This window comes from Geothrix fermentans DSM 14018, assembly GCF_000428885.1.
In the GTDB taxonomy this organism is placed as follows: domain Bacteria; phylum Acidobacteriota; class Holophagae; order Holophagales; family Holophagaceae; genus Geothrix; species Geothrix fermentans.
The window spans coordinates 86,161-106,845 of the sequence record NZ_AUAU01000013.1 but is presented as its reverse complement, the minus strand read 5'-3'; the positions used below and the strand labels follow the sequence as shown (position 1 = coordinate 106,845).

Genomic DNA, 20,685 nt, shown 5'->3' with positions numbered 1-20,685 from the left:
CTGAGGCCTGAGGACTCCCCCCATGAACCCTGAACTCCATGCCCTCGAATTCCCCGATGCCGTGCGCCTGATCCAGTCCGGCGCCCGCACGGCGCCGGCCCGCACGGCTCTGGGCGCCATGCAGCCCTGGGACGGCCTCGCCGGGCTGCGACGGCTGCACCAGCTGGAGCTTCAGGATCTCTGGATGAAGACGCCGGACCTGCTGCCGGTCCACCCCATGGACGAGGCCCTGGACGAGCTGCTCAACCCGGCAGGCTGGCTGCAGCCGGAGCACTGGCGCCAGCTGCGGGAGGGGCTCAAGGCCATGGCCCGCCTGCTGCAGAGCCTGGCCGCCCTCCCCTGGCCCGAGGCCCGCCCGGCGCCGGCGGGCACTCACCTGGGCATCGACCGCCTCCAGGTCACGGCGGCCCTGCTGCCGGATCCCGCGCCCATCGCCGAGCGGCTGGCCAAGAGCTTCGATGCCGACGGCCGCCTGGATCCCCTGCGCATCCCGGCCCTGGCCAGCCTCCACCGCGGGCGCCAGGACGCCTTCCAGGCCGTGCAGGCCAAACTCCAGAAGCTGCTTCGGGCCACGCCAGACGCCTTCAACGAGGCCACCATCGTCGAGCGCAATGGCCGCTTCTGCCTGCCCGTACGCCAGGAGCGGCGCGGCCTCGTGCCGGGCCTGGTGCTGGACCGCAGCGGCAGCGGCGCGACCGTCTTCATCGAGCCCATGGAGGCGGTGCCCCTCAACAACGCCTTCGTGGAGGCCGACCGGGACTACGCCCAGGCCGTGCAGGCCTTCCTCCGCGACCTGCTGGCGGAGCTGCGGGGCCGCCGGGAGGACTTCACCCGCTGGCGGGACCTCCAGGCCCAGGCGGACCAGGGGATCGCCCTCCTGCGCTGGGCCGCCCTCTGCGACGGGCGCCTGCCGGAGGTGGAGACGGATCCCAAGCAGGGCCGCCTCTGCCTGCTGGAGGCCCGCCATCCCATGCTGCTGCCCGCCGTGCGCGAGGCCATGGGTCTGGAGCCGCTGCCCCACCCGGTGGTGCCCCTGAACCTGGTGCTGGAGGCGGAGAAGCCGGGCCTCGTCATCTCGGGCTCCAACACCGGCGGCAAGACCGTGGTGCTCAAGACTGTGGGCCTGCTGTCGATCCTGGCCGCCTGCGGCTGCGCCGTCCCCGCGAAGGAGGGCTCCAGCTTCCCCGCCCTGCCCAGCCTCCACGCGGACATCGGCGACCACCAGACCATCACGGGAAGCCTCTCGACCTTCAGCAGCCATGTCTTGCATCTGAAGAAGATCCTCGAAAACGTCCATGATGGCGGCCTGGTGCTGCTGGACGAGTTGGGCACGGGCACGGACCCCAAGGAGGGCGCCGCCCTGGGCATCGCCATGCTCCAGACGCTGTCCCGGCGCCGCTGCTGGATCCTCTGCTCCACCCACCTGGGCGAGATCAGCCAGTGGGCGCTGCGCCACACGCGGTTCCAGAACGCCTCCGTCCAGTTCGACGAGGACCGCCTGGCCCCCACCTACCGCCTGCTGGTGGGCCAGCCGGGCCAGAGCCGCGCCCTCACCATCGCGGCCAAGCTGGGCCTGCCCAAGGCGGTGCTGGACCACGCCGACAAGGTGCTGGGCAAGCGCGAGCAGGACTGGCGTGACTTCCTGCGGGAGCTGGAGGCGGAGCGCACGCGCCTGCTGGAGGAGGCCGAGACCCTGCGCCAGCAGACGGCCGCCGCCGAGAAGGACCGGGAGATCCTCCGCCAGCGGGAGGAGAGGCTGCGGCTCGAGCGGGAGGCCTTCCAGAAGGAATCCAAGGAGAAGGTGGCCCGGGTACTCGACTTCCTCGACCACGAGGGCAAGCGCCTGGTGAAGGAGCTGAAGGAACGGCAGAAGGCCGCCGAGGTGAACGCCGACCGCCTGGGCACCGAGGCCCACGAGCGCGTGAAGCAGCTCACCCGCCTGGCCGAGGCCGAGCTGGCCCCGCGAGGCGCCAAGCCACAGCCCGCCGTGCCCAGGGAGGTCCGGGAGGGCGGCTACGCCCGTCATCGCGGCCTGGGCGTCGAAGGCAAGGTCGTGGCCCTCAAGGGGGACCGGGCCACCCTGGAGACGCCCCAGGGTCGGCGCCTGGAGTGCCGTCTGGGCGAGCTGGAGCCCATCGGCGCCCGGGAAGTCGCGCCAAAGCCCTCGGGCAAGGTCCGCGTGCGCGCCGAAGCCCAGGACGTCGAGTCCGAGATCAACCTCATCGGCCGGGCCAGTGACGACGTGGACAGCGAGGTCTACCGCTTCGTGGAGGAGGCCCTGGCCTCCGGGCGGCGCTACGTCCGCATCGTCCACGGCCACGGCACCGGGAGGCTGAAGGCAGCGGTGCGCGAGGCCCTGCGGGGCCACCCCGGCATCGCCCGGGTGGAGGACGCCCCCCAGAACCAGGGCGGAGCCGGCGCCACGGTCATCACCCTGAAGTGAAGATACCCGCTGCATGAAGAAGGCCCCGCGAACGCGGGGCCTTCTTCATGCAGCGGGAGCGATCAGAACTTGGCGCGGACGCCCAGCTGGACCTCGCGGGTGCTGCGGTCCGGCAGGTTGATGAAGCCGAAGTCGCTCACGGGCACGAAGCCGACCGTGGTGTTGCCCTGGGTGCCGGTGGTCAGTGTGGTGCGCTGGTTGGCCCAGTTGGGCAGGTTGAAGATGTCGATGAAGGTCTGCAGCTCGAAGCGGCGGGCGATCTTGAAGTCGCGGCTCAGGCGGAGGTCCAGACTGCGGACCGAGGGCTGCCGGAACTGGTTGCGCTCGGTGTTGGGGCTGTAGTCGTTGGTGGCCCCGTCCCCGTTCAGGTCGCCGGAGTAGGAGACGCCCGTGATGGTGCGGCTGGTGTTGAAGGAGCTGTAGGGCCGCCCGGAGGTGTAGCTGAAGTTCACCGCGCCCTGGATGCCGAAGTAGACGGGGAAGTAGCCCGCGAAGACCACGCGCCAGCGGCGGTCGTTGTCACTGTAGGCGTAGGTCGCCAGGGGATCCGCGGGGTTGTTGACGTTCGACTCGGAGCTGGCGCTGGCGGTGGTGCGCTCGTTGGAGTTGTTGTCCCGGGCCTTGGACCAGGTCACGTTGGAGGTGAAGCCCCAGCCCGCCTCGGTCCGCTTGGACAGCGTGAGGATCAGCGCCTGGTACTTGCCCTCGCCATCATTGCGGCTGAGGAAGACGTCCCCGAAGCTGGTGAAGTCCAGGAGCCGGCCGTCCACCACAGCCTTGCCCGGGCGGGTGCCGCCGAAGCGGTTGGTGGGGAGTGGGTAGCCGTCGTTGTAGTAGGAGCCCGCCGGGGCGCCGGTCTGGTTCAGGTTGATGTTCACGAAGTACTGGAGGTTCTCGAACTTCGCGTACACGGCCTGGAAGCCCACGGTGTAGCCGTTGTCGTAGGCGTGCTCGACGCCCAGGGCGGCGCGCTTGGCCACGGAGAGGTCGTTCCGGGGGTCCCAGACCTGGCCCTGCTTGGAGTTGGTGTTGCCCACCGTCGAGAGCAGCGCGGGATCCAGCCGGGTGAGGGTGCTGCCCGACACACGGTTGGCGTAGGAGAGCAGGCCGGTGTTGAACAGGGCGTTGCTGGAGGCGCTGTTGGCGATCCGGTAGGTGGCGGTGGTGTTCCCGTTGCTGTTCATCGTGTTGGACACGGTGAGACTCGGGTTGGGGCTGGAGAACCAGCCGTAGCCGCCGCGGATGAGGGTCTTGCCATTGCCCTTCAGGTCGTAGGTGAAGCCGAAGCGGGGGTCGTAGGCCGTGGCGTCATTGGCCTGGTCCAGCCCGGCGAACTGCGTGTTCGGGCGCGGGTTGTCCGGCTGGTCCTCGCGGGTGGCGCGGAGGCCGAGGCTGAGGAGGAGGCGGCGGTCCAGCAGCCCCTGGTACTGGCCCTGGACATAGCCGGCGTAGAGCTTGGACTTGTAGGAGATGGCGCCGCCGTAGTTGCTGAAGGCGCCCTGGTAGACCAGCGTGTCGCCGGTGCCGACGGTGCCCGTGGCCCAGCGGCTGGCCGTGGCGTAGTTCCCGAACTGGAAGGAGCCGTTCTGGTAGCGGAAGAAGGTGTTCTTGAAGTCGAAGAACTGGAAGTCCACGCCGCCCTTCACCGTCCAGTCGCCTTGGCTCCAGGTCAGGTTGTCGATGATCTGCCAGCTGTACTCATCCAGGCCGTTGGGGAGGAAGTTGTTCTGGCCCGCCGTGAAGCCGCTGTTCACCTGGAACTCGGGCGAGGCGGTGGTGTTGGCGTAGCGGGGGCGCCGCTCGATGGCGCGCTGGATGCGGGCCTCGTTCACCAGGTTCGAGCCGAAGATGCTGTTCAGCTCGGCCACCCAGGAGAGGCCGCTGTTCTTCTCCAGGCCCTGCTGGGTCTGGCCCGTGGTGGGGGCGAAGCTGCTGGTGAAGGACGTGGTGCCGTTCTCGGACTTCCAGTCCTGGGCGTTCACGCGCAGGGTGGCCCGGTGGTTCTCGTTGATGGTCCAGTCCAGGCGGCCGAAGTAGACGGTGTTGGTGCGGTCGTTCGTGTAGCTGCGCCCGCCCTCCTGGGCCAGGGTGCGCCCGTCATTCCCCATCACCAGGCCGCCGAAGGTGCCGATGAAGGTGTTGAACGCCGCCAGGTTCGTGGAGCTGGAGGTGCCGATGGCGAAGTCCGGCGTCAGATCCTCTTTGTACTTGTAGGTCTCCACGCCCAGGAAGAAGTGCAGCTTGTCCTTGATGATGGGGCCGCCCACGTTCACATTGAACTGGGTCTGGGTGAAGTTCTTCGTGAGGGCCTTGTCCGCGTTGGTGGTCCCGCGGGGATCGTAGGGCACGGGCCGGATCTTGGCCACCAGGGACTTGGGGCGGACCTGGTAGAGGGCCGACCCGCTGAACTCGTTGGTGCCCGTCTTGGAGACGGCGTTGATCACCGCGCCCGCCGCGTTGCCGTACTGGGCGTCGAAGGCGTTGGTGATGATCTGGAGTTCCTTGATGGTGTCGGCGCCGAAGGCGAAGGGGATGCGGGTGGAGCCGCGCTGCTCGCCGAAGAAGTTCGACTGGTAGGAGGCGCCGTCGATGGTGAGGTTGTTCTGGATGCCGCGGGCGCCCTCCATGGACACGCGGTTGTTGTCGGAGTCGTAGACGGAGCCCGGCGTGAGCTGCACCAGGGCCGTGAAGTCGCGGCCGCCGGCCAGGGGGAGCGCCTCCACGAGCTTGCTGTCCACGGCGGTGACGCTGTTCACCTGGGTGGTGTCCAGGGTCTGCGCCGACGCCACGATCTCCACCATGGCCGAGGCTTCGGCCACATCGAGGTTGAAGTTCGCGATGGTGTTCTGGCCCAGGGACACCTGGACGCTGGTGTCCTTCATGGAGCGCATGCCCGGGGCGGCCACGGTGAGCTCGTAGCCGCCGACCGGCAGCAGGCCGATCTGGTACTCGCCCTGGGCATTGGTGGCGGCGGTGCGGACCAGTCCGGTCTCCCGGTTCCGCAGGGACAGGGTCGCGTTGGCGATGGCCTTGCCTCCCTTGTCCCGGATGACGCCGCGCACCGCGCCGGCGGTGGATGAGGTCTGGGCCGAGGCGACCGTGGCACAGGCCAGGGCGGTCAGCGTGAGGGTTGTCCAGCGTCGGTTCATCGTCGCTCCTGAGGCCAGAAAATTTGGCCGCCGATGGATTACGGGTCCCGGTTTATTCCGGCACGTCCGTGGCAGGGGAAGCCCAAGGATCCCCGATCAGGGGCGGGGGGCTCAAGTGCCTTTTTTACCCCGAAAGTTCCCCGGGAATCCCATTTCCCGTGACCCGGCGGTCACATCCGGGGTTCAGGCCAGGTTCCGGGCCTTCAGGAAGGTCACGAAGCCGAAGTCCCCATCGCTGATGTGGTGCTTCAGCCAGCCCTCCATGAAGGTCGGGACCATCAGGGCCAGGGCGTGGTGGCTCTCCTGGAACTTCTGCAGCAGCTCGTGGAGGCTGGTGAGCATGGAGGCGTGCTCGGCCACGTGCTGGGTCAGGTCCGGATACCCGTACCGGGCCATGAAGGACTCCTCCGTGGCGAAGTGGCGCTCGGAGTGCCGGACCAGCGTGGTCAGGAGTTCCCGGATCTCCTCGCGCTGCGCGCCGGCCTGGACGGAGTGCCTCAGCCGCTCCACCGTGGCGAAAAGCTCCTGGTGCTGCTCATCAATGAGCTGGATGCCCGTGTTGTACCGGGTGTTCCAAACGACATCCATGGCCCGGATCCTTTCCGCGATGAACAACAGAGGATCCGGACAGGGGCCGACTGGGCAGGCGATCCAGCGCTCGGATCTTCATGAAGGGGACTGACAGGCGAATGTAGGCTTCCGAGGTCCTTTGATCAAGAAGTTTGTGATCTCCATGTCGGATTCCGGCCTGTAACGGAAACAGGCCCCGAGGCGGGGCCTGTCGGTTGGTACCGGTGGTCGGGATCGAACCGACACCCCATCGCTGGGAGCGGATTTTGAGTCCGCCGCGTCTGCCATTTCGCCACACCGGCGCGAAGGCTCAGGATAGCGCGGCGGTGCGGCTTCTCACAATGCGGTAAGGGGGATCCGGCGCCCCGCTCCGAAGGCCTTGGGGCTCACCTTGAAGGCGAAGGGCAGCTGGCGGCGCTTGAACTCCGTGCGGCGCAGGAGGCCCAGGATGCGGGGCAGCGAGGCCCGGGCCTGGTCCAAGGCGGGCCCGTCCAGCAGCAGGGCGAGGTCGTCCGCCAGCCCCTCCTCCGGACGCTGGGCCTCCAGGGCCGCACCCAGGATGGCGTCCAGCTGGGCATAGGGCAGCAGGCTGGCCTCGTCTGTCTGGCCCGGCCGCAGCTCGGCCGTGGGCGGGCGCTCCACCACCCCGCGGGGCACGGCCTCGCCCAATTCCCGCGCCACGGCATAGACCCGGGCCTTGAGGCAGTCCCCCAGGGGCGCGAAGGCCCCGATGCCGTCGCCATAGAGCGTGAAGTAGCCCGTGGCCGCCTCGCTCTTGTTCCCGGTGTTCAGCACGGCCACACGGCCCGTGCCGAGGCGTTGGTGGACCTCCGGCTCCGAAGTCAGGGCCATGAGCAGGCTGCCCCGGCAGCGGCTCTGGAGGTTCTCGTCCGTGAGGCTGAAGGCCCGGCCTGGAAGCGCCTGTTCCAGCGCGGCAGTGAACCCCGCGAACGGCTCGTCGACGTTGATGTGCAGGAAGCCCATGCCGAGGTGCTGGGCCTGCTGCTCCGCCAGGCCCGAGCTCTCCCCGCTGCTGAACCGCGTGGGCAGGGCCACGCCCAGCACGCGGTCCGGGCCCAGGGCCTCCACGGCCAGGGCCGCGGCCACGGCGCTGTCGATGCCGCCGGACAGCCCCAGCACCAGGGCCTCCAGCCCCTGCTTGGCCAGGTTGTCGCGGATCCCCATCACCAGGGCCGTCCGCAGCCACGCTCCCTCCGCCACGGGCCGCCAAGCCTCGCCCGGCTTCCCCGTATCCACCAGGAGCAGGCCCTCATGGAACGGCGCACACCCCTGCCAGCGCCCGTCAGGGAGCGCCAGCCCCGATCCGCCGTCGAAGAGCAGCCAGCTTTCGGCACCCACCCGGCTGGCGTAGGCGATGGGAACCGCATGCTTCTGGGCCAGCCCCGGCAGCAGGCGGTTGCGCTGGGCGTCCTTCGAGGGGATGGCCCAGGGGGCGCTGCGATCCGGCGGCAGGTAGCTGCCCAGGCCGCTGGGGCTGGCGCTGCCATTGAGGATCAGCGTGGCCCCCGCGGCGGCCAGGTCCGCGATGGGATCCACTCCGTAGCCTACGGGGGCATTGCCCAGCTGGGGGTCCGCCCACAGGTCCTCGCAGATGGAGAGGCCGATGCGATGCCCGCGGAAGTCCACCAGGGGCTGGGGGGCCGGGTCCGGCTCGAAGTAGCGATGCTCGTCGAAGATGTCGTAGCTGGGCAGCACGCGCTTGTGGGCGCAGTGGCGGAGGGCCCCACCCTCGCACCACCAGAGCTCGTTCCAGAGGCGCCCCGAGGGCGCGGGCCGGGCGGTGCCGAAGAGCAGCGGCACGGCGCCGGAGAGGGCGGCCAGCCGATGGGACTCCCGCTCGATCCGGCGGCGCAGCCCCTGCTCCCAGAGCCGGTCCTCGGCCAGATAGCCGGGGATGGCCAGCTCCGGGGCCAGGACCAATTCCGCACCGGCCGCCACGGCCTCGGCGTAGGCCGCCTCCACCCGGCGGCCGTTGCCCTCGGGATCGCCGAGCCGGGCGTTGAGCTGGAGGAGCGCGATCTTCATGCCTTCAAGTTACCAGCGTCCTACCAGCGGACCTCCGCGCAGGTGCCCCCCTCGGGACGGCGCGTGAGGCGCAGGTCCGCCCCCTGGGCATTGAGCCACTTCAGGGCCAGGGGCAGGCCGAGCCCCGTGCCATCGGGCCGGCCGCTCTCGAAGGGCCGGAGCATGCGGATGGCCGTGTCCTCCGACAGTCCCGGCCCCTCATCCAGGATCTCGATCCGGCCGTCGGCGACCCGCACCAGGATCCGGCCGCCGAGGACCGTGGCCTGGCAGGCGTTCTCCAGAAGGTTCACCAGGGCCTGGTGGAGCAGCAGGGGATCCCCCGTGGCCTCCCCCTCGCCCTCCACGGCCAGCTGGCGGCCCTGACTCATCGGACGGCGCTTCAGCTCCCCCACGGCCTGGGCCGCGGCCTCCTCGAGGCGGAGCGGCTCCGCGGCGGGGTCCAGCGGCTTGGCCCACTGGAGGAAGCGCTGGACGAGCCGCTCCAGCTCCTCGGTCTCCTCCAGCAGTTCCTCCGCCGCCTCCCCGTGGCCGGCCCGCTTCAGCATCTGGCCCCGGCCCTTGAGCACCGCCAGACCGTTCTTCAGCTGGTGGGCCACGCCGGCGGTCATCTCGCCCAGCTCCGCGAAGCGCTCCCGCAGGTGGCGCCGGTGATCCTCCTGCTCGGCCTCGGTGACATCCTCGAACTGCACGAGCGCACCGATGCGGTCCGGAGCCTCGATGCGCTGGAGCCGCCAGCGGCGGCCCCCGGCGGAGCAGCGCCAGGCGGGGCCCGGATCCCGGCCGAGGGCCTCCCGCAGCCAAGGGAAGGGCTCCAGCACGAAGGCCGCCTCCAGGCCCACCACGCCGGGCCGCACCCCGAGCAGATCGCATCCCCGCTGGTTCAGGGCGGCCAGCCTAAGGCGCTGGTCCACCCAGAGCACGCCCGTGGGCAGCGCGTCCAGCAGGCGCTGGTGCACCGTGCGCAGCTCGCCCAGGGAGTTCGCCAGCTCGCCCCGCTCACGCAGGCTGCCGGACACCGCCGAAAGCAGCAGGGCCTCGGGATCCGCCTTGGCGCGGCGCTGCATGCGCGCCGCGCGCGCGAGCGCAACGGCCAAGCCGCCGGCGGCCACGCCCGCGGGAAGGGCCACGGCCAACCACACGATGGTACGGGAGAGCGGTTCCATCGCCCCAGGGTATGCTCATTCCCATGGACAGGCAGCCCATCTACGTGGTGTCCGGCGGCTCCGGCGAGACCGCCCACCGGATGGTGCAGGCGGCCCTCACCCAGTTCGCCAAGGGCGAGGCCTCCGCCGTGGTGCGGCGCTTCCAGAACGTCCGCTCCCAGGAGGACATGGACCGGGTGCTCCAGATGGCCGCGGAAAAGCGGGCCGTCATCATCCACACCACCGTGTCCCGGGAGATGCGGTTCTATTTGGCAGACCGCTGCGCGGAGCTCCGGCTCACCCAGGTGGACCTCTTCGGCAACCTGCTGGACACCCTGGCCCTCTACCTCCGGGAGCGCCCCGAAGAGCGCCCGGGCAGCTTCCACGCGGTGGGCGACAAGTACTTCCGCCGCATCGAGGCCATCGAGTTCGCCCTGAAGTTCGACGACGGCATCGACATGAGCGGCCTGCCGGGCGCCGACATCGTGCTGGTGGGCATCAGCCGCACCAGCAAGACACCCCTCTCCATGTACCTCGCCATGGAGGGCTACAAGGTGCTGAACGTGCCGCTGGTGCCCGGCGTCCCCCCGCCTCCCGAGCTCGACACCATCCCCCAGGGCCGGATCGTGGGCCTCACCATCCAGCCGGACCGCCTCCAGGAGATCCGGGCCTACCGGCTGAAGCGCCTGGGCGCCACGGGCAGCGCCGACAGCTACAGCGACCTGGGCCGCATCCTGGAGGAGCTGGTCTACGCCGACGAAGTGTTCAAGCAGCACCGCCGCTGGCCCATCCTCGACGTCACCGGCCGCAGCATCGAGGAGACTGCGGGCCTGGTGCTGGATCGCGTGTTCGGCAAGGAGCGGGCGGTGTGAGGAGTGGCTGTCGGCTATCAGCTGTCAGCTCTCAGTAAAAGATGCCGTCAGCTGTCGGCGTTGGGTCGGCTCTCAGCTTCTTTGGCTGACAGCTGATAGCTGAGAGCTGAGAGCTGAAAGCTGACAGCTGATAGCTCCTACAGCTCCTCCTCCAGCTTCTTCACGATCGTCCTCAGGATCTTGATCCGCCCGTAGTGCTTGTCCTCGCTCTCCACGAGGGTCCAGGGGGCGATCCCGGTGCTGGTGCGGTCGAGCATGTCGCAGATGGCGGCCTCGTAGGCGGGCCACTTCTCCCGGTTGCGCCAGTCCTCCTCGGTGATCTTGAAGCGCTTGAAGGGCGTGGTCTGGCGCTCCTCGAAGCGCCGCAGCTGCTCCTCCTGGCTGATGGAGAGCCAGAACTTGAGCAGGATGCTGCGGCTGCGCACGAGCTGGTCCTCGAAGTCGTTGATCTCGCTGTAAGCCCGCCGCCAGTCCGCCTCGGAGCAGAAGCCCTCCACCCGCTCCACCAGCACGCGCCCGTACCAGCTGCGGTCGAAGATGGCCACCTTCCCGCAACGGGGCAGGTGCCGCCAGAATCGCCAGAGATAGGGCTGGGCCCGCTCCTCCTCCGTGGGCGCGGCGATGGGGTGGATGTGGTACCGGCGGGCATCCAGGGCCTGGGTGATGCGCCGGATGCTGCCCCCCTTCCCCGCGGCGTCCACCCCCTCGAACAGCAGCACGACGGAGTGCTTCCGGAAGTTGCGGTGGCGCGTGAGCAGGTTCAGCTTCCCCTGGAGGGTGAGCAGTTCGTCCTCGTAGTCCTTCTGGTCCATCCGCTTCGTGAGGTCCAGGGCCCTGAGGATGTTCACGCCATCCAGGGCTATCGCGGGCGGAGGCGGAGGTGCCGCTGGCACCGCAGGAACGGGCTGGTCCAACCGGGCCCGCAGGCGCTCGAGAAGGATCTTCCCCACGGTGAGGCGCTGGTAGTGCGGGTCCGTGGCCTCCACCACGATCCAGGGGGCGTCCCCGGTGCTGGTGGCGCGCAGGGCCCGCTCGGACACGCGCCGGAAGGTGTCGTACATCTCGAAGTGCTTCCAGTCCTCGGGGGTCACCCTCCAGCGGGTCCGAGGATCCTTCTCCAGGCCCTTCAGCCGCTTCTTCTGCACGTCCTTGCCCAGGTGCATCCAGAACTTCAGCACCAGGGCCCCCTCCTGGATGAGCATCTGCTCGAAGCGGGCCACCCGGGCCATGTCCTGGTCGAGATCCGAAGTCTTCGTCCGCCCGTAGGCCCGCTCGAGGATGGGCCATGTGTACCAGGAGCCGTCGAAGATCCCGATCTTGCCCTTGGGCGGCAGCAGCCGCCAGTAGCGGTACATGTGGGGCCGCTCGCGCTCCTCGTCCGAGGCCTCCGCCAGGCCGTGGGTCTGGATGTGCCGCGGATCCATCCACTCGTTGAGCGTGTTGACGGTCTCGCTCTTCCCGGCCCCGTCCACCCCGGCCACGAGGATGATCACCGGGAACTTCGCCCCGGACAGGTCGTACTGGGCATCCAGCAGCGCCTCCCGCAGGATGGGAACCTCGCGGTCCCAGACCTCCTTCCCGATCCTGTGGCCGAGCTCCGCGGATTCGAACATGGTCCCTCCGGGGCGGACGCGCCTGGTTCCCGCGCGGCTGCCACGATAGCCGATTTCCGCCGGACCGGCCCTGTGGAATGATGGCGGCATGATCTCCATCACCGATCCGATCCAGCCGGCCCTGGTCCACGTGAAGCGCATCCTGTTCCGCCCCTTCTCCTGGCGGAAGTGGTTCGTGCTGGGCTTTTCCGCCTTCCTGGCCCAGCTGGGGGGCGGCGGATCCTTCAGCTACAGCGGCAACCCCTTCGAGGGCCACGCCCGCCCCGGAGCGCCGGACCTGGGCCTGGCCAAGGCCTGGATCGCCGCCCACCTTCCCCTGGTGGTCGCCGTCGGCGCCATGCTCTTCGTCCTGATGCTGGCCCTGGTGGTGCTGTTCCAGTGGCTTGGGAGCCGGGGCACGTTCATGTTCCTGGACGGCGTGGCCCGGGACCGGGCGGAAATCGTGGAGCCCTGGACGCGGTTCCGGAGCCTGGCGGACCAGTACTTCCGCTTCCGCCTCGTGCTCGTCCTCGCCTCCCTGGGCCTCGTCCTCGTCTGCGGCGGCCTGGGCCTGCTCATCGCCCTGCCGGACATCCACGCCGGGACCTTCGGGCCATCGGCCCTCGCCGCGATCCTGGGCGCCGGGAGCATCCTGGTCCTGGGCCTCCTGGTCCTCGCCGCGTTCGGCCTGCTCCTGCGGGACTTCGTCGCGCCCATCATGTACCGGCGGAACCTGGGCACCTCCGAGGCCTGGGCCATCCTGCGGCGGGAGATTCTGCCCGGAAACGCCTGGCGGTTCGTGGGGTTCTACCTGATGACCTTCCTGCTGTGGATCCCCGCCACCCTGCTGATCCTGGCCGGCTGCTGCCTCACCTGCTGCGTGGCCATCCTCCCCTACCTCAGCTCCGTGGCCTTCCTGCCCATCTTCGTCTTCTTCCGCTGCTACTCCCTGGGTTTCCTGGAGCAGTTCGGAGAGGACTGGCGGGTCATCCAAGATGCGGAGCCCGCGGCCTGATACCCAATCGCCATCAAGAATTAAGATTCACCACGGAGACACGGAACCCACGGAGGCGGCACGGAGCCCTCCGTGCAACTCTGTGATGGGCAGGCCGGAGGCCGCTTCCGGCTTCGCCGGAAGCCACAGGAGGCGCCGGGTCCGGACACGCCTGAAACGTTCCGGACCCGGCGCCTCCTGTGTGCCCATGCTCCGTGCCTCCGTGGTGGATCTTTTACGATTGAATGCAAATTGGTATGAATCAGTACTCGTTCGCCAGGTCCCCGGCCCGCACCTGCTTTTCGAAGGGCTGGAACACGGGCGCGCCCGCCCCTTGGGCGATCCACTCGGCCACGCGGATGCCGTCCACCGCCGCCGAGGTGATGCCTCCCGCGAAGCCCGCGCCCTCACCGCAGGGGTAGAGGCCCGGGTGCGAGACGGACTGGCCGTCCTCGCCCCGCAGGAGCTGGATGGGGCTGCTGGTGCGGCTCTCGATGGCCAGCAGGATGGCCTGGGCGCTGGCGAAGCCGTGGATCTTCCTGTCGAAGGTGGGGAGGGCTCCGGCCAGCTGCTCCCGCACGAAGTCCGGCAGGCAGGTGCGCAGGTCCGCCGCCACGGCGAAGGGCTTGAAGCTGGTGCGGGGCAGGCGGCCCGTGGCGCGGCCCTTGAGGAAATCCTGCACGGCCATGGCCGGTGCGCCGTAGGTCTCCCCGGCGGCCCGGAAGGCCGCCTGCTCCCACTTCCGCTGGAAGTACATGCCGCCCAGGAGGTGATCGCTGCCGAAGTCCGCCGTGTTCACCTTGGCCACGAGCCCCGAGTTGGCGAAGCCCGAGTCGCGCTTCTCGTTGCTCATGCCGTTCACCACCACGCCGCCCTCCTCGCTGCTGCACTGGATGACCTCGCCGCCGGGGCACATGCAGAAGCTGTAGGCGGCGCGGTTCAGGCCGAAGTTGCAGACCAGCTTGTAGTCGGCGGCGGGCAGAGAGGGGTGCCCGGCGCTGGGGCCGTACTGGGAGCGGTCGATGAGGTTCTGGGGGTGCTCCACCCGCACGCCCATGGCGAAGGGCTTCTGGCGCATGGCCACGCCGTGGCCGTGCAGCATCTCGAAGGTGTCCCGGGCGCTGTGGCCCGGCGCCAGCACCAGGGCCTCGCAGGGGATCTCCTCGCCGCTGGCGAGCAGGGCGGCGCGCACTCGGCCCTCACCATCGAATCGGATGTCCGCCAGCCGCGCCCGGAAGCGGTACTGCGCCCCCCGGGCCTCGGCCTCCTTGCGGATGAGTACCGTGCAGCGGCGGATGACATCCGTACCCACGTGGGGCTTGGCCAGGTAGAGGATGCGGGGATTGGCCCCGAAGCGCACGAAGGCCTCCAGCACGTAGCGGGTGGCCGGGTGGCCGATGCGCGTGGTGAGCTTGCCATCGCTGAAGGTGCCCGCCCCGCCTTCGCCGAACTGGGCGTTGGCTTCGGGATCCAGCACCGCGTCCTTCCACAGGCCCGCGATGGCCTGCACCCGCTGGCCCATGGCGGGTCCGCGCTCCAGCACGATGGGCTCGATGCCGTAGTCCAGCAGGCGCAGGGCGCAGAAGGTGCCGGCGGGGCCGCTGCCCACCACCACCACGCGGGGGCGGCGCGGTGGCTTCGCCACCGCGTAGGGCGGCGCCTCGGGCGCCGCTTCAAGCTTGAGGCCGCCGGGCATGGGCCCGAGCGCCAACGCCCGGTCGATCTCGAAGCTGATCGCCGCCAGGAAGCGGATGGCGCCCTTGTGCCGGGCGTCCAGGCTGCGGCGCTCGAGCGCAACGGCGCGGTAGTCCCTGGACGTTCCCCCCAAGGCGTGGGCCAGGGGCCTCGCCAGGTCCAGCGCCTCCTCCCCCAGGTTCAGCGGCAGGTTGGATAGCAGGTAGCGCATGGTCGCCTCGGCGGGTGGAGCCCACGGGGCTCAAAGCCAGCTTCAAGGGTACTCCGGCGGCATGAACCATGGAACCCGGATGCACGGAAGCATCGATGGTCCATAATGGCCACATGGACAGAACCGATCCCATGCGTGTGGTGGTGGCCGGTGGCACGGGCCTGGTGGGGCGCCCCCTCGTCCAGCACCTGCTCGGACTGGGCGCCCGGGTGGAGGTGCTGACCCGGAACCCCGCGGGGGCAGCCCTGGCTCCGGGCGCCAGGGCCCATCCCTGGGAGGACCTCGCGTCCCTGCTCGACGGCGCCGAGGCCGTGGTCAACCTCGTGGGCGAGGGCATCGCTGACCGGCGCTGGACCGTGGCGCGCAAGGCCGCCATCCGGGACAGCCGGATCCTGGCCACGCGCCGGCTGGTGGAAGCCATGAGGGACTGCCGCAGGCCGCCCCGCGCCCTGGTGAACGCCTCCGCCGTCGGCTACTACGGGGCCCGGGACCGGACGCCGGTGGATGAAGGCGCCGCGCCCGGGACGGGCTTCCTGCCGGACACCTGCCGCGCCTGGGAGGCGGAGGCCATGGCCGCCTCGGAGTTCGGCGTGCGCGTGGTGCGGATCCGCACCGGCGTGGTCCTGGCCCGCGAGGGGGGCGCCCTGCCGAAGATGGCCCTGCCCGTGCGCCTTTGCCTGGGATGCAGGCTGGGATCGGGCCGGCAGGGCCTCAGCTGGATCCACCTGGACGACCTCGTGGCCCTGTTCGCGGAGGCGGTCCGCGACACCGCCTGGGAGGGTCCCTTCAACGGCACGGCCCCGGGCCCCATCGACAACGCGGCCTTCACGGGCCTCCTGGCGCGACGCCTCCATCGCCCCCTGCTCCCTGTGCCGGGCCCCCTCACGGCCGCCGCCCTGAAGCTCGGGCTGGGCGAGATGGCCGATGCCCTCCTGCTCCAGGGCGCCTTCGTGGTTCCCACCCGCGCCCTGGCCCATGGCTTCACCTTCCGCCACACAGAGGCCGGAGAGGCGCTGGAGGGGCTGGTGTAGCTGGCAGCTATCAGCTATCAGCTATCGGCTGTCAGCTGTCGGCTGCCAGGTAACGGTGATTAGCGGTCAGAGGCGCTCGAGGGCGCCGAAGCGGGCCATGATGCGCTTATCGCCACCCTGGTCGAAGCGGATGGTGTAGGTCAGGCCCTCGCCCCGGCCCGAAGAGGCCAGCACCGTGCCCGCGCCGAAGCGGGCGCTCTTCACCCGCGTCCCCGCCGGGAACGCACTTGGATCTTCCGTCTCCTTTTCGGCAGGCGCAGAGCGCCTGCCGCCCTCCGACTCGGCCGGAGGAACCTCCACCTCCTTCACCCGGTCGAAGAAGCTGCGGATGCGCTGGAGTTCCGTGGCCACGGAGCTGCCACCGGCGCCCCGGGTGAAGGAGCTCCCGGGTCGCACGCCTTCGCCAGACTGGTAGATCTCCGTGCCCCACCGGATGGGGGCCGTCAGGGCTTCCGCGGGGATCTCGCGCAGGAAGCGGCTGGGCATGGAGAGCATCTCGGTGCCCATGACACGGCGGCGCCGGGCCGCGCTCAGCGTCAGGCGCCGCTGGGCCCGGGTGATGGCCACGTAGAAGAGGCGGCGCTCCTCCTCCAGGCCCTCGGGCGTTTCACGGGCGTTGCGGTTGGGGAAGACGTCCTCCTCCATGCCGATGACGAAGACATAGGGGAACTCCAGGCCCTTGGCGCAGTGGATGGTCATGAGGCTGAGCTGGGCGGATTCCTCGATCTGGTCGGCGTCCGCCGCCAGCGTGATGCGGTCCAGGAACTCCGAGAGCCGCAGGCCCAGGGACTCGGACTCGGCGGCGGCGCTGAGGAACTCCTCCAGGTTGCGGATGCGGCCCTCGGCCTCCAGCGTGGCCTCATCCTCCAGGCTCTGGAGGTAGCCGCTCTCCTGGAGCACCCACTTCACCAGGCCCGCCAGCCCCTGGGCCTCCCGTTCGGCGGCGGCCCGGTGGAACAGCTCCAGGAACTTCCCCATCTCCCGCTGGGCGCGGCCCTTCAGCTCGCCCGACCGCAGCAGCAGGGCCAGGCCTTCCAGCGCCGTGCCGCCCTCGGGGATGGCCGCCTCGATCTTCCCCAGCGTGGTGGGCCCCACGCCCCGGGTGGGCGCGTTCACGCAGCGGCGGAAGCTCACCAGGTCGAAGGGGTTCGAGATGAGCCGCAGGTACGAGATGAGGTCCTTCACTTCCTGGCGTTCGTAGAACTTCACGCCGCCCACCAGCCGGTAGGGCAGGTTCTGGGCGCGAAGCGCCTCTTCCATCTGCCGGGACTGCCAGTTGGCGCGGTAGAGCACCGCCACCTTGGCCTCGGGCTCCCGGTACCGCAGCTCCTGGATGCGCTGCACCACCCACTCCGCCTCCAGGCGCCCCTCGTCCGCCAGCTTGAAGGTGATGGTCTCCCCGTCGCCCAGGTCGGTCTTCAGGGCGCCCTTGCCCTCCACGCGCTGGGAGTTGTTGGAGATCACCTCCGACGCGGCGTCGAGGATCTTCTTCGTGGAGCGGTAGTTCTGCAGCAGCTCGATGCGCACGGCCTCGGGGAAGTCCTGCTGGAAGTCGAGGATGTTGCGGATGTCGGCGCCGCGCCAGCCGTAGATGGAGTTGTGGGTCACCAGCCCGTTGGCCACGAAGGTGTGCACGCCCTCGATGTCCAGGTCGTAGACCTCGGCCTTCAGCGGGATGCGGTCCACCTTCTCCACCACCTCCAGCTCGCCCGTACCGTCGAATAGCGCCATCCCCGGCATCACATTGCAGGCCGGGAGGAAGGGCAGGCTGCTGGTCTCGCGGCCGGGGCTCGCGCCCAGACGGGCCTGGAGGAGGATCTCAGCGTCCAGATGCTTCCGGATGCGATCGGCCATGCGCCGGATATCCCCGAACGAGGCCGCGCAGGTCTCCATGCGCCAGCTCCGGGATCCGGCCTTCGCGGGGCGCACGGACAGGCCCAGGCCTTCGAGGACGCGCCGGTCTTCCGCGCTGCGCCCCACCATGGAGATGCGGTGCATGGGCCGCCGGCCCCGGCGATCGCCGCAGAGGGTCACCGTCACCTGCCTCCGGAGGCCGTCACTGGCCTGGGCCCGGTGGTGGGGCGCCTCCACCGCCATGCCCAGGTCCCCCAGCAGCCGCTCGGCACCGGCCTGGGAATCCACGGCGGCGAACACGCGGCGGATGGCTTCGGCATCGTGGACCAGCCCCTGGGTGGATGTTCCCTTGCGAGGCACGAAGGGCAGCGTGGGGAGCTGGTACCGGAGCGACCAGATCTCCTCCTGGAGACGGGCCTCCTGCTCGCTGGCATGGGTGGACACCACCCACAGCTCGTCGGCGTGTTCCTGCCGGGCCCGCTGCAGGAATCCCACCACCGGCTTCACCTGGCCGCGGGTGTGGGTCTGGCTGGTGCCCAGGCGCCAGATTGATCCACACCCTGGGCTCCGCTTCCGCATGAGGTAGACGAAGTGCAGCTGGGGCGTGATGCCCAGCCGGTAGCCCGCGAGGTGGATGTGCTCCGGCGTGCTGGTGAGGACCCGGCCCGAGGCGGTGGTGAGGCGGATGCCCGCCCCCTGCCTCGCCCGGACGGCAGCCTTCAGGACCTTCGCGGGCCTGAAGGTCCCGCTGCCATGGGCCGCGGTGACGAGATCCCCTGGAGCCACCCTCTCGATGGGCCGTTCACGTCCATCCGCCATGAGGACCTTGGTGCCCTTGATCAGGCACTGGTCTTCATCGCCCACCACGCACAGGTTGTGGTGCCGCCGGGCCAGGTGCTGCACGAGGAGGTACTGGGCGCGGTTGGTGTCCTGGTACTCGTCCACGAGGATGAACTTGAAGCGCTCGCCGTAGGCCGCCTGCATCACGGGCTCCCGGAAGAGGCGCTCGGTGTAGAGCAGCAGGTCGTCGAAGTCGCACGCCCGGTGGTTCCGGAGGCCCTTCTGGTAGAGGTCGTAGGCGTCCAGCACCCTGCGGGTCCAGGGGTCCAGGGCCTCCTCCCGGGCCTCCTCGGGCAGCAGGCAGCGGTTCTTGAAGTCGCTGATCAGCTCCAGCACTTTCTTGGGGTGGTACTGCTTCTCCGGCAGCTTCAGCTCCGCCAGCACCTGCTTCATGAGGCTCTTCTGGTCCGCCGGATCGAAGATGACGAAGTCCCGGCCCACGGGGGTGCGCTCGCCCTCGCGGCGCAGGATGCGCGTGCAGAAGCTGTGGAAGGTGCTCACCCACATCTGCGCGGCGGGCAGGGAGACCAGGCGCTGGACGCGCTCCCGCATCTCCTCGGCCGCCTTGTTCGTGAAGGTCATGGCCAGGATGGAGCCTGGGTGGACGCCCTCCTCCTCGATGAGCCAGGCGATGCGCCGCGTGATCACCGTGGTCTTCCCCGATCCGGCGCCCGCCAGGAGGAGCAGGGGCCCGTGGGCGTGGCAGACGGCCTCGCGCTGGGCGGGGTTCAGGTTACGGAGCAGGGGGTGGTCGGACGGGTGGGACGCATCGGGCATCCCTTCATCCTATCGGCCCCCCTCCTGCTTCGGCGCGATGGCTTTGCCCTTCTCGGCCTTCCGCACCACTTCCTTCACCATGAGGGCGATGTCGGCCTCGCTCAGGCGGTCCTTGAAGGAGGGCATGACGAGCCCGAAGAAGATGCCCTTGCGGATGGTCTTCTCCATCTCCGCGTCCGTCTCCTTGGCGGCCTTCTTCGTGTCCGTGAAGTCGAAGCCGCCCAGCTTCTTCCCTTCGGCGCTGTGGGCCGAACCGTCCGGGCCGTGGCACTTCACGCAGTTCTGGGCGAAGAAGGCCCGCAGCTCGTCCACGGACTTCGCGGGGGCCTGGGCCCCCAGGCTGGCGGCGAGCAGGAGGGAGGAAAGGGTTGGGACGATCCGCATGGCCACCTCGATGGATGTTGAAACACCAGCCAGGATGGGCCACTATCTCGATCAGGCAAGATCCGTCAGCGTTTTTTGCGCCCCACCGGTGGCCGCAGCACCTCCCCCACCAGGCGCCAGGCCTCCGCCTCCGTGAGCTGCCGGCCGAAGCCCGGCATGGCCCCGCGGCCCCTGAGAATGGTGGCCACCAGCGCCGCCTCCTCCTGCCGGCCCGGGCGCCGGGGGTCCAGGAGGGACCCGCCGCCCAGCCGGGCGCCATTGGGCCCCCGGCCCGAGCCGTCGGCCCCATGGCAGGCCACGCAGCGCTCCCGGTAGAACTCGCGCAGGTCCCGCGCGGACACAGCCCGGGCGGCGCACAGGAGCGCCAGCACCGGCACCATGGAACGGATTCCCATGGCTCGACGCTACCATGGCCCCCCGCTAGGCTGGAACGGCGCGCCCGTGGCGGAATGGCAGACGCCGCGGACTTAAAATCCGCTTCCGGAAACGGAGTGCCGGTTCGAGTCCGGCCGGGCGCACCAGATCGAGGATCAGCCCTGCTCCGGCAGCAGCTTCAGCAGGGGGATGAGGATCCCGTTGAACCGCTTCCAGCCGGAGAGGTCGCCGCGGACCAGGCGGTGGACTTTCACCCAGTTGCCCTCTGCGGCGGCCTTGGGCACTTCCTTGAGCATGAAGTCGTAGGCGAGGATGCGCGCCGCCAGCGCGGGATCCAGGGCCTTCTCCGGATCCTCCACCAGGTCGGCCCCCACCAGCTTCCCGAAGCGCGCGTACTCGGCCCGGCCCCGCACGGGGATGAAGCCCCGGCCGCAGTACCTGGCCCCGTCCCCGGGCTCCGTGTTCCCCAGGGCCCGCTTGAACTCGTACATGCGGCGGAAGTAGGCGTCGCTGCCCTGCTCCCGCTCCGGTGCGAACAGGTAGCTCTCGGCGCCGATGGTGGCGATGGCGGCCACCGCCGTGGGCGTATCCAGGACCCGGAGGGCGGCCAGGGCGTCCTTCACCAGAGGCCAGTGCTTCTCCACGTTCGCCAGGGGCGCGTGGAGGGTCGACGCGATGACGTCCGCCGTGAAGGGCATGGCTGGCTCCCG

At 69.8% G+C, this 20,685-nt stretch carries 14 protein-coding genes and 2 tRNA genes; 5 read left to right on the top strand and 11 right to left on the bottom strand.

Features of this window, described 5'->3' with window-relative positions; all coding sequences use genetic code 11:
* The first annotated feature begins 22 nt into the window (after nucleotides 1–22).
* Nucleotides 23–2,443: an endonuclease MutS2 gene (locus G398_RS0106465; RefSeq protein ID WP_026852992.1), complete on the top strand. Its 2,421-nt coding sequence runs from the start codon at nucleotides 23–25 to the stop codon at nucleotides 2,441–2,443.
* 62 nt (nucleotides 2,444–2,505) lie between these two features.
* Here the strand turns inward: G398_RS0106465 and G398_RS0106460 are convergent, their stop codons facing one another.
* The 5 genes from G398_RS0106460 to G398_RS0106440 form a co-directional block, all read right to left on the bottom strand.
* Nucleotides 2,506–5,592 carry a TonB-dependent receptor gene (locus G398_RS0106460; protein ID WP_026852991.1) on the bottom strand — a complete coding sequence of 1,029 codons (3,087 nt, stop codon included), beginning with the start codon at nucleotides 5,590–5,592 and terminating at the stop codon, nucleotides 2,506–2,508.
* 183 nt (nucleotides 5,593–5,775) lie between these two features.
* On the bottom strand, nucleotides 5,776–6,180 hold the full coding sequence (locus G398_RS0106455) for a bacteriohemerythrin (RefSeq protein WP_157492308.1): 405 nt from the start codon (nucleotides 6,178–6,180) through the stop codon (nucleotides 5,776–5,778).
* Nucleotides 6,181–6,378: 198 nt separating this feature from the next.
* A tRNA-Leu gene (locus G398_RS0106450) sits at nucleotides 6,379–6,464 on the bottom strand.
* A gap of 34 nt (nucleotides 6,465–6,498) precedes the next feature.
* On the bottom strand, nucleotides 6,499–8,208 hold the full coding sequence (gene nadE, locus G398_RS0106445) for an NAD(+) synthase (protein ID WP_026852989.1): 1,710 nt from the start codon (nucleotides 8,206–8,208) through the stop codon (nucleotides 6,499–6,501).
* A 20-nt stretch (nucleotides 8,209–8,228) separates the two neighbouring features.
* A complete protein-coding gene (locus G398_RS0106440; protein WP_026852988.1) occupies nucleotides 8,229–9,371 on the bottom strand; it encodes a sensor histidine kinase in 1,143 nt (380 codons plus the stop codon).
* Nucleotides 9,372–9,394: 23 nt separating this feature from the next.
* Between G398_RS0106440 and G398_RS0106435 the strand changes: the two genes are divergently transcribed.
* Nucleotides 9,395–10,222 carry a pyruvate, water dikinase regulatory protein gene (locus G398_RS0106435; protein ID WP_043484030.1) on the top strand — a complete coding sequence of 276 codons (828 nt, stop codon included), beginning with the start codon at nucleotides 9,395–9,397 and terminating at the stop codon, nucleotides 10,220–10,222.
* Nucleotides 10,223–10,359: 137 nt separating this feature from the next.
* Here the strand turns inward: G398_RS0106435 and pap are convergent, their stop codons facing one another.
* Complete coding sequence (pap, locus tag G398_RS0106430) at nucleotides 10,360–11,835, bottom strand: polyphosphate:AMP phosphotransferase (RefSeq protein ID WP_026852986.1); 1,476 nt, start codon at nucleotides 11,833–11,835, stop codon at nucleotides 10,360–10,362.
* A gap of 88 nt (nucleotides 11,836–11,923) precedes the next feature.
* Between pap and G398_RS0106425 the strand changes: the two genes are divergently transcribed.
* Complete coding sequence (locus G398_RS0106425; RefSeq protein ID WP_026852985.1) at nucleotides 11,924–12,829, top strand: DUF7544 domain-containing protein; 906 nt, start codon at nucleotides 11,924–11,926, stop codon at nucleotides 12,827–12,829.
* A gap of 241 nt (nucleotides 12,830–13,070) precedes the next feature.
* Here the strand turns inward: G398_RS0106425 and G398_RS16735 are convergent, their stop codons facing one another.
* Nucleotides 13,071–14,714, bottom strand: coding sequence for an NAD(P)/FAD-dependent oxidoreductase (locus tag G398_RS16735; protein ID WP_211229053.1), 1,644 nt, complete (start codon nucleotides 14,712–14,714; stop codon nucleotides 13,071–13,073).
* Between the two features lie 113 nt (nucleotides 14,715–14,827).
* Here G398_RS16735 and G398_RS0106415 point away from each other — a divergent pair, with 113 nt between their 5' ends.
* Nucleotides 14,828–15,745: a TIGR01777 family oxidoreductase gene (locus G398_RS0106415; RefSeq protein WP_211229052.1), complete on the top strand. Its 918-nt coding sequence runs from the start codon at nucleotides 14,828–14,830 to the stop codon at nucleotides 15,743–15,745.
* 66 nt (nucleotides 15,746–15,811) lie between these two features.
* Here G398_RS0106415 and G398_RS21900 read toward each other — a convergent pair whose 3' ends face one another.
* From G398_RS21900 to G398_RS0106400, 3 genes are all read right to left on the bottom strand, one after another.
* Nucleotides 15,812–19,216, bottom strand: a complete 3,405-nt coding sequence (locus tag G398_RS21900) for a UvrD-helicase domain-containing protein (protein ID WP_026852983.1) — start codon at nucleotides 19,214–19,216, stop codon at nucleotides 15,812–15,814.
* A gap of 9 nt (nucleotides 19,217–19,225) precedes the next feature.
* On the bottom strand, nucleotides 19,226–19,600 hold the full coding sequence (locus tag G398_RS0106405) for a c-type cytochrome (protein ID WP_026852982.1): 375 nt from the start codon (nucleotides 19,598–19,600) through the stop codon (nucleotides 19,226–19,228).
* Between the two features lie 65 nt (nucleotides 19,601–19,665).
* Nucleotides 19,666–19,995: a c-type cytochrome gene (locus G398_RS0106400; protein WP_084512112.1), complete on the bottom strand. Its 330-nt coding sequence runs from the start codon at nucleotides 19,993–19,995 to the stop codon at nucleotides 19,666–19,668.
* 40 nt (nucleotides 19,996–20,035) lie between these two features.
* Between G398_RS0106400 and G398_RS0106395 the strand changes: the two genes are divergently transcribed.
* Nucleotides 20,036–20,121 (top strand) — tRNA-Leu (locus G398_RS0106395).
* Nucleotides 20,122–20,130: 9 nt separating this feature from the next.
* Here the strand turns inward: G398_RS0106395 and G398_RS19415 are convergent.
* Complete coding sequence (locus G398_RS19415) at nucleotides 20,131–20,673, bottom strand: hypothetical protein (protein WP_052571594.1); 543 nt, start codon at nucleotides 20,671–20,673, stop codon at nucleotides 20,131–20,133.
* Nucleotides 20,674–20,685 lie beyond the last annotated feature (12 nt).

Coding starts and splice junctions, on each gene's coding strand:
- G398_RS0106435 (WP_043484030.1), top strand. CDS start 9,395: ATGGACAGGCAGCCCATCTACGTGGTGTCCGGCGGCTCCGGCGAGACC.
- G398_RS0106440 (WP_026852988.1), bottom strand. CDS start 9,371: ATGGAACCGCTCTCCCGTACCATCGTGTGGTTGGCCGTGGCCCTTCCC.
- G398_RS0106415 (WP_211229052.1), top strand. CDS start 14,828: ATGGACAGAACCGATCCCATGCGTGTGGTGGTGGCCGGTGGCACGGGC.
- G398_RS19415 (WP_052571594.1), bottom strand. CDS start 20,673: ATGCCCTTCACGGCGGACGTCATCGCGTCGACCCTCCACGCGCCCCTG.
- G398_RS21900 (WP_026852983.1), bottom strand. CDS start 19,216: ATGCCCGATGCGTCCCACCCGTCCGACCACCCCCTGCTCCGTAACCTG.
- pap (WP_026852986.1), bottom strand. CDS start 11,835: ATGTTCGAATCCGCGGAGCTCGGCCACAGGATCGGGAAGGAGGTCTGG.
- G398_RS0106460 (WP_026852991.1), bottom strand. CDS start 5,592: ATGAACCGACGCTGGACAACCCTCACGCTGACCGCCCTGGCCTGTGCC.
- G398_RS0106465 (WP_026852992.1), top strand. CDS start 23: ATGAACCCTGAACTCCATGCCCTCGAATTCCCCGATGCCGTGCGCCTG.
- G398_RS0106455 (WP_157492308.1), bottom strand. CDS start 6,180: ATGGATGTCGTTTGGAACACCCGGTACAACACGGGCATCCAGCTCATT.
- G398_RS16735 (WP_211229053.1), bottom strand. CDS start 14,714: ATGCGCTACCTGCTATCCAACCTGCCGCTGAACCTGGGGGAGGAGGCG.
- G398_RS0106405 (WP_026852982.1), bottom strand. CDS start 19,600: ATGCGGATCGTCCCAACCCTTTCCTCCCTCCTGCTCGCCGCCAGCCTG.
- G398_RS0106425 (WP_026852985.1), top strand. CDS start 11,924: ATGATCTCCATCACCGATCCGATCCAGCCGGCCCTGGTCCACGTGAAG.
- nadE (WP_026852989.1), bottom strand. CDS start 8,208: ATGAAGATCGCGCTCCTCCAGCTCAACGCCCGGCTCGGCGATCCCGAG.
- G398_RS0106400 (WP_084512112.1), bottom strand. CDS start 19,995: ATGGGAATCCGTTCCATGGTGCCGGTGCTGGCGCTCCTGTGCGCCGCC.